Source organism: Actinomadura sp. 7K507 (assembly GCF_004348425.1).
GTDB lineage: Bacteria > Actinomycetota > Actinomycetes > Streptosporangiales > Streptosporangiaceae > Spirillospora.
Genome location: NZ_SMKK01000346.1, coordinates 1 through 7,375, shown reverse-complemented (window position 1 = coordinate 7,375; position 7,375 = coordinate 1). Strand labels below are relative to the sequence as shown.

6 protein-coding genes are annotated in these 7,375 nt (G+C 71.1%); 3 read left to right on the top strand and 3 right to left on the bottom strand.

Going from position 1 to position 7,375, the window contains the following annotated elements:
* The first annotated feature begins 101 nt into the window (after window positions 1-101).
* Window positions 102-896, top strand: a complete 795-nt coding sequence (locus E1285_RS41850; protein ID WP_132160311.1) for an N-acetylmuramoyl-L-alanine amidase — start codon at window positions 102-104, stop codon at window positions 894-896.
* Window positions 897-961: 65 nt separating this feature from the next.
* Here the strand turns inward: E1285_RS41850 and E1285_RS41845 are convergent, their stop codons facing one another.
* Window positions 962-1,630 carry a TetR/AcrR family transcriptional regulator gene (locus E1285_RS41845; protein ID WP_132160309.1) on the bottom strand — a complete coding sequence of 223 codons (669 nt, stop codon included), beginning with the start codon at window positions 1,628-1,630 and terminating at the stop codon, window positions 962-964.
* A gap of 70 nt (window positions 1,631-1,700) precedes the next feature.
* On the opposite strand from E1285_RS41845, the gene E1285_RS41840 reads away from it, so the two are divergent.
* Window positions 1,701-3,308 carry an MFS transporter gene (locus tag E1285_RS41840; protein WP_132160307.1) on the top strand — a complete coding sequence of 536 codons (1,608 nt, stop codon included), beginning with the start codon at window positions 1,701-1,703 and terminating at the stop codon, window positions 3,306-3,308.
* Here the strand turns inward: E1285_RS41840 and E1285_RS41835 are convergent.
* Complete coding sequence (locus E1285_RS41835; RefSeq protein ID WP_132160305.1) at window positions 3,286-4,149, bottom strand: alpha/beta hydrolase; 864 nt, start codon at window positions 4,147-4,149, stop codon at window positions 3,286-3,288. The two genes, E1285_RS41840 and E1285_RS41835, sit on opposite strands and share 23 nt — an antisense overlap.
* Before the next feature lie 59 nt (window positions 4,150-4,208).
* On the opposite strand from E1285_RS41835, the gene E1285_RS41830 reads away from it, so the two are divergent.
* Complete coding sequence (locus E1285_RS41830) at window positions 4,209-6,176, top strand: BTAD domain-containing putative transcriptional regulator (RefSeq protein WP_132160303.1); 1,968 nt, start codon at window positions 4,209-4,211, stop codon at window positions 6,174-6,176.
* Here the strand turns inward: E1285_RS41830 and E1285_RS41825 are convergent.
* Entirely contained in the window at window positions 6,173-7,267 is a 1,095-nt protein-coding gene (locus tag E1285_RS41825) for an IS630 family transposase (RefSeq protein ID WP_132160301.1), read from the bottom strand. The two genes, E1285_RS41830 and E1285_RS41825, sit on opposite strands and share 4 nt — an antisense overlap.
* Between the last annotated feature and the right edge of the window lie 108 nt (window positions 7,268-7,375).

Below are 7,375 nucleotides of genomic sequence, written 5' to 3'. Positions count from 1 at the left end.
GCCCGAAGTCGGTTGACCGCCTCGCCCGAAGTCGTTTGACCGGCTCGGTCGCGGTGCAGACTCATTCGGGGACGTGACCGTCAGCGGGGGAGGCGGGCCTGATGGGGAGATTTCGGCGCGGTCGGGCGATCGCGGGTTCGGTGCTGTGCCTCGGCGTGCTGGCCGGGTGCGGGTCCGGAGGCGGCGACGGAGGCGACGGGGGTGACGACGCATCGCCCACGGCCTCGGAGGGATCTTCGGTGGCGGGCAAGGGGATCGTGCTCGACCCCGGTCACAACGGGGGCAACGCGTCCCATCCGGACGAGATCAACAAGCAGGTGTCGGTAGGGAACGGGCGCAAGGCCTGCGACACGTCCGGCACCAGCACTCCGGACGGTTACACCGAGCACGCCTTCACCTGGGACGTGTCCAACCGGCTGGCGAAGGTGCTGCGCGAGAAAGGCGCCGAGGTCACGCTGACGCGGGAGAACGACTCCGGTGTCGGGCCGTGCATCACGGAGCGGGCGGCGACCGGGAAGCGCGCGAATGCCGACGCGGCCCTTTCGATTCACGGTGATGGCGCCGCCGCGTCCGGGCACGGCTTCCATGTCATCGCGCCGCTGCCGGTCGGCGGGAACAAGGAGATCGTCGACGACTCCGTGCGGCTGGGCAGGGACATTCGCGATGCCTACCGTTCCGGGACCGGCATGGCGTACTCCACCTACATCGGGGAGAACGGTCTGGACGAACGCGATGATCTCGGCGGGCTGAACCTGGCGACGGTGCCGAAAGTGTTCATCGAGTGCGGCAACATGCAGAACCCCGGCGACGCGAGCAAGATGTCCGATGCCTCGTTCCGGCAGCGCATGGCCGACTCCGTCGCGAAGGGCCTCGAAAAATACTTCGGCGGTTCCTAGGGCTCCTTGCGGTGACCGGAGCGTGATCGCGGGAGCGTGATCGCGGGAGCGTGATCGCGGGAGTTTCAGCCGTGGGTGGCGTGGAACTGGGGGTCGCCCGCGAGTTGGCGGCTGCGCTCCATCAGCGCGGGATAGTCGGTGGCTATCCCGCGCAGCAGGGCGACGACCGCGCCCTCCACTTCGGTTTCGCTGGTGAGGGCATGGCCGAACAGGGCGCGGTAGTGCACCAGTGAGCCGAGCATGTCGAGGACGAGGTCGCGGTCCATGTCCGCGCGCAGGTCTCCGCGGGCGGCCGCGCGGTCGAGCATCTGGGCGACGGCGTTCCGCGGCGGGTCGAACAGCGTGGCCATGAAGGTGTCGCGCAGTCCGGGTTCGGAGGTGCAGTCCGCCAGCAGCGGCCCCAGCACGTCGGCGTGGATTCCGCGGAACACCTCGATGAAGACGTTGATGCCTTCGCTGAGGTCGCACAGGGTGCATCCGCTGTCGGGGGTGCTCACCGCGCCGAGCCGGGTGGCCAGGGCGGCGAGCACGAGCCGCTGGCGGTTGGGCCAGCGGCGGTAGATCGCCGGTTTGGTGGTGCCGGCCCGGCGGGCGACCTCCTCCAGGGCGAGGCGCCCGTAGCCGGATTCGTCGAGGACGCTCAGCGTGGCCTGGAGCACCGCCGTGTCGATCCGTGGATCGCGGGGGCGGCCGCCGTGCGGTGACGGAAGCGAGGGTCCGGACTCTGCTGCCATGGGACCAGTCTACGCCTTATGTTACGGTTCGGATCGTAACTAAACGGATCACCGCTCAGAGGGAGACCGCATGGCGTCGCTCACCACGTCAGATCCACAACCGCGGGCCGGAACACGGGAGTGGATCGGGCTGGCCGTGCTCACCCTGCCCCTCCTCGTCCTGGCCCTGGACCTCAGCGTGCTGTACCTGGCGATCCCGGACCTGAGCGCGGACCTCCGGCCCAGCGGCACGCAACAGCTCTGGATCATGGACATCTACGGATTCCTGATCGCGGGATTCCTCACCACCATGGGCACCCTCGGGGACCGGATCGGCCGCCGCAGGCTGCTGATGATCGGTGCGGCGTCGTTCGCCCTGGCGTCGCTCCTGGCCGCCTACGCCGCCAGCCCCGAGATGCTCATCGCGGCCAGGGCGCTGCTCGGCATCACCGGAGCGACGCTGATGCCGTCCACCCTGGCGCTGATCCGCAACATGTTCCTCGAGCCGTCCCAGCGCAGCGTGGCCATCGCCATCTGGGTGACCACCTTCTCGTTCGGCGTCGCCGTGGGCCCGCTCGTGGGTGGGGTGCTGCTGGCGTCCTTCTGGTGGGGGTCCGTCTTCGTCCTGGCCGTGCCGATCATGGTGTTGCTGCTCCTGGCGGCGCCCTTCACGCTGCCGGAGTACCGCGACCCCGACCCGGGCAGGATGGACTGGCGCAGCGTGGCGCTGTCACTGGCGGCGATCCTGCCGCTCATCTACGGCCTCAAAGAACTCGCCGGCAACGGGCTCGCCTGGACACCGGCCCTCTTGTCTCTGGCCGGGCTCGTCAGCGGCGTGGTGTTCGTGCAGAGGCAGCGCGGGCTGGCGGCTCCCCTAGTCGACGTACGGCTGTTCAAGGACCGTTCCTTCACCGCCGCGCTGACCCTGCTGCTGTTCGGCATCATGGCCGTCAACGGCATCTTCTTCCTCTTCCCGCAGTTCCTCCAGATGGTCGAGGGGCTCTCGGCGATGCAGGCGGGGTTGTGGATCATTCCGCTCGCGCTCGCGTCCTTGATCGGGTCCATGCTCGCCCCGTTCGCCGCCCGCGCGGTGCGTCCGGCCGTCGTCATCGCGGGCGGGGCGGCCGTCTCCGTGCTCGGATTCCTGCTGATCACCCAGGTGTCGGCCACCGCGGGGATCGGGTTGCTGGTCGGCGCGGGCGTCATCGCCGTGTTCGGGCTCAGCCCGATGGGAGTGCTGGCCACCGACCTGGTCGTCGGCTCCGTCCCGCCCCGGAAGGCCGGGTCCGCCGCGGCGATGTCGGAGACCAGCGGTGAACTCGGCACCGCGCTCGGCGTCGCGGTCATGGGCACCGTCGCCACGGCGGTCTACCGCGACGAGATGGCGGGCGCACTGCCCGCCGACGTCCCGCCTTCCGTGGCCGACGCCGGCCGCGACACCCTCAGCAGCGCGCTGGCGGCCGCCGACCAACTGCCCCCGGCAATGGCCGACGACCTCATCGAAACGGCCCAGCAGGCCTTCACCAGCGGACTCAACGTCGTCGGCGCGCTCGGGGCGGTGCTCATGACCGGCCTCGTCATCCTCTCCCTGGTCCTGTTGCGCGACCGTCCTCGGATCGGCACGCCCGCCAAGGACGACGAGGTGACCGACGACGACAGTCGCGCCGAAACCACCGTCAGCGGGACAGGAGGGCTCTGAGGGCCTCGGCCACCTCCACCGGTGCCTCTTCCGCCATGAAGTGGCCGTAGGGGATGGTGGTGTGGTCCAGGTCGGCGGCCCATGCGCGCCATAGGGCGACGGCGTCGTAGCCGAGGGCGGCGCCCCAGTCCTGCTGGAGGACGGTGACCGGCATCCGCAGCCGGTTGCCTGCGTCGCGGTCGGCCTGGTCGTGCTCGACGTCGATTCCGGCGGACGCGCGGTAGTCGGCGACGATCGAGGGGATCGCGTTGCGGGAGGCTTCCAGGTAGGCGGCCCGGACGTCGGCGGGTATCGCGGACGGGTCGTTCCCCCAGAGGTCGAGGAAGTGGCCGAAGAAGGCGTCGGGAGCGCCGCCGATCAGTTGTTCGGGCAGGCCGGGCGGCTGGGCCATCAGGTAGAGGTGGAAGCCGACGGCGGCGGTGACGCCGTGCATCGCGTCCCACATCTCCAGGGTCGGCAGGATGTCGAGGCAGGCGAGGTGGGTGATCGTGTCGGGGTGGTCGAGGCCGGCGCGGAAGGCGACCAGGGCTCCGCGGTCATGGCCCGCCAGGGCGAAGCTGTCGTGGCCCAGGGCGCGGGCCAGGGAGACGATGTCGGCGGCCATGGTGCGCTTGGAGTAATCGTCGGCAGGCTTGTCGCTGTCGCCGTATCCGCGGAGGTCGGGGCAGATGACGGTGTGGTCGGACGCAAGGTCGGCGGCGACGTGGCGCCACATCAGGTGGGTCTGCGGGAAGCCGTGCAGAAGGACGACCGGGCTGCCGGTGCCCGCGATGGCGACGTTGAGTGAGACGCCCTCGGCGACGGGGACGCGCTTGTATTCGAATCCGTTGATGTTCAGCATGCTCCCAAGGCTGCCGGGCGTGAATGAGCATCCGATGAGCGCGCTATAGCGTGGCCTGCGTGGACGTCGTTTTCGGGGTGCTGGGGCCGGTGACGGCCTGGAACGGCTCCGGTGACGTGGTCCCGTTGAAGGGGCCGAAGCATCGTGCCGTGCTGGCGCGGCTGATCCTCGCTCGCGGGCGGGTCGTCCCGGTGACGCGGCTGGTCGACGATCTGTGGCTGGACCCGCCGCCGGACGCGGTGGGCGCGGTCAGGACGTTCGTGGCGGCGTTGCGCCGGGCTCTGGAGCCCGAGCGTCCGCCGCGGGCGCCGTCCCGGCTGCTGGTCACCGAGGGGCCCGGGTACGCGCTGCGGGCCGGGGCGGACGATGTGGACGCCTGGCGCTTCGAGCAGGTGGTGGGCACCGCGGCACGTCCCCCAGAGGAGTCCCTTACGAGCCTGGACGAGGCGCTGGGGTGGTGGCGCGGCCCCGCCTACGCCGAGTTCACCGACGAGGACTGGGCGCGTGCGGAACGGTCGCGCCTGACCGAGCTGCGGCTGCGCGCCGTCGAGCGCCGGGCCGAGGCGAAGCTGGAGCTGGGGCTCGCCGCCGACGCGGTACCGGATCTCGACGCGCACGTCGCCGAGCATCCCTGGCGCGAGGACGCCTGGCGGCTGCTGGCCCTCGCGCTCTACCGGACCGGCCGCCAAGGGGACGCGCTCGCGGTGCTGCGCCGGGCGCGGACGCTGCTCGTCGAGCAGCTGGGGATCGACCCCGGCACGGCTCTGCGCCGCCTGGAGGAGGACATTCTTCGCCAAGCCGATCACCTGGAGCCTGGGCAGGACGCGGCGTCGCGAGTATGGGCGCGGGCGGCCGAGGCCTACGACCGCACCGTCGCGTCCGGTGCGCGGGCTCGGCTGGAGTCGACGGTCGGGATCCTGCGCAACCTCGCGGTGACCGGTGGCGGCGGGCTGGTGGCGGCGCGCGAGCAGCGGATGGCGGCCATCGCGGCGGCCGAGGAACTGGGCGACGCCGAGCTGACCGCGCGAGTGATCGGCGCGTACGACGTCCCGGCGATCTGGACCCGGTCGGACGACCCGCGGCAGGCGGCCGGGGTGGTGGCGGCGGCGGAGCGCACCCTGGCCGCGCTCCCCGCCGGGGGCCACGACGCGACGAGGGCTCGGCTGCTGGCGACGGTCGCCCTGGAGTCGCGCGGCACCGGCGGCGTCCGTGCCGGTGAGACGGCTCGCGAGGCGGCCCGGGAGGCGGAGCGGATCGCCCGCGCCCTGGACGATCCCGCGCTGCTGGCGTTCGCGCTGAACGGCGCGTTCATGCAGGCGTTCCAGCGGGCCGGGCTGGCCCGGCGGCGGGACGGGATCGGCGCCGAGCTGGTGGAGCTGTCCGTCCGGCATGACCTGGCCGGCTACGAGGTGCTCGGGCATCTCGTCCGGCTCCAGGCGCGCAGCGCGCTCGCCGATTTCGACGGAGCCGACGAGCACGCCGCGGCGGCGGACGGCCTGGCCGAGCGCTACGAGCGTCCGCTGGTGGGGGTGTTCACCACCTGGTACCGGGCGCTGCGGCTCGCGGCGTCCGGCGCGGCTCCGGCAGCGGACGTGGAGGCCGCCTACCGGGACGCCGTCGCGCGCCTGGACGGTTCCGGCATGCCCGGGTTCGAGGCCGGACTGCCGGCGCTGGCGCGACTGTCCCTGCGCATGCGGGAAGGGCGGCCCGCGCAGACGGAGGCGCACACCGACTGGGGCCCCTACGAGCCCTGGGCCCGCCCCCTGGTTCTTCTGGCACGGGACCACCGCGATGAGGCCGCCGCGGCACTGCGGAAGGCACCGGATCCACCGCACGACCTGCTGTTGGAGGCCATGTGGTGCCTCATCGCGCGGGCGGCAATCGCCTTGGACGACCGCGAGACGATGACACGCGCGCGCACCGAACTCGGCCCTGCCGTGGGGGAGTTGGCCGGCGGCGGCAGCGGCCTCCTCACCTTCGGCCCGGTGTCCCGCTACCTGTACGACCTCACAACCGCACTCGGCTAGTGTTCTGCGCCTGAAATCCGTTGCAGATATCGAGCGAGGGAGTCGAGGATCTCTTCGGCGGTCTTGGTCCACACGAAGGGCTTGGGGTCGGTGTTCCACTGCTGGACCCAGGCGCGGACGTCGGCTTCGAGGGCTTGCACGCTTTTGTGGACGCCGCGCTGGGTGAGTTGGGTGGTGAGGTAGGCGAACCAGCGCTCGACCTGGTTGAGCCAGGACGACCCGGTCGGGGTGAAGTGCACGTGGAAGCGGGGGTGGCGGGCGAGCCATTCGTGGACGAGGGGTGTCTTGTGGGTGGCGAGGTTGTCGCAGACCAGGTGCACCTGGAGTTCGGCGGGCACGGCCTTGTCGATCGCGGTCAGGAACTTCTTGAACTCGGTGGCGCGGTGGCGGCGGTGCAGTTCGGTGATGACGGTTCCGTCGGCGATGTTGAAGGCGGCGAACAGGCTGGTGGTCCCGTGCCGGGCGTAGTCGTGGGTGCGCCGCTCGGGCATGCCCGGCATCATCGGCAGCACCGGCTGTGAGCGGTCCAGCGCCTGCATCTGCGATTTCTCGTCCACGCACAGGACCACGGCCCGCTCGGGCGGATGATGGTAGAGCCCGACCACGTCCACCACCTTCTCCACGAACAGCGGATCGGTGGAGATCTTGAAGGTGTCGGCCCGGTGCGGCTTGAGGTCGAACCGGCGCCAGATCCGCCCGATGGTGGACTTGCTCAGCCCGGTCCGTTCGGCCATCGACGCCCTGGACCAGTGCGTGGCGCCCTCGGGGGTCTGCTCCAACGTGAGCGTGACCACCTGCTGGACCTTGTCCAGCAGGATCGAGGGCGGACGGCCGGGGCGTGGCTCGTCGGCCAGCCCGGCCAGGCCGTGCTCGATGAACCGCCTGCACCACTTGGCCACCGTCGGCGGCGAGACACCCAGTTCGGCGGCCACATGCGTGTGGAACGCCCCGGGCCGGGCGCATGCCAGCACGATGCGGCACCGCAACGCATACGCCTGCGTCGAGGTCGCCGCCCGCGCCCCACGCTCCAACTCCGCCCGCTCGGCCGCGGTCACTGAAAACGGCGTCTTCGGCCGTCCCGTCCTCGCCATCGGCCCAGCATAGATTTACACAACGGATTTCAGGCGCAGAACACTAGGCCGTGTTTAGAAAGGTGTCGGTGGGCTTGGGCCGGGGTCCTGTCGAGGCCGCCTCGGTGG

Bases quoted from the DNA above. Each gene is read 5' to 3' on its own strand.
- E1285_RS41845 (WP_132160309.1), bottom strand. From the start codon at position 1,630: ATGGCAGCAGAGTCCGGACCCTCGCTTCCGTCACCGCACGGCGGCCGC.
- E1285_RS41835 (WP_132160305.1), bottom strand. From the start codon at position 4,149: ATGCTGAACATCAACGGATTCGAATACAAGCGCGTCCCCGTCGCCGAG.
- E1285_RS41840 (WP_132160307.1), top strand. From the start codon at position 1,701: ATGGCGTCGCTCACCACGTCAGATCCACAACCGCGGGCCGGAACACGG.
- E1285_RS41850 (WP_132160311.1), top strand. From the start codon at position 102: ATGGGGAGATTTCGGCGCGGTCGGGCGATCGCGGGTTCGGTGCTGTGC.
- E1285_RS41825 (WP_132160301.1), bottom strand. From the start codon at position 7,267: ATGGCGAGGACGGGACGGCCGAAGACGCCGTTTTCAGTGACCGCGGCC.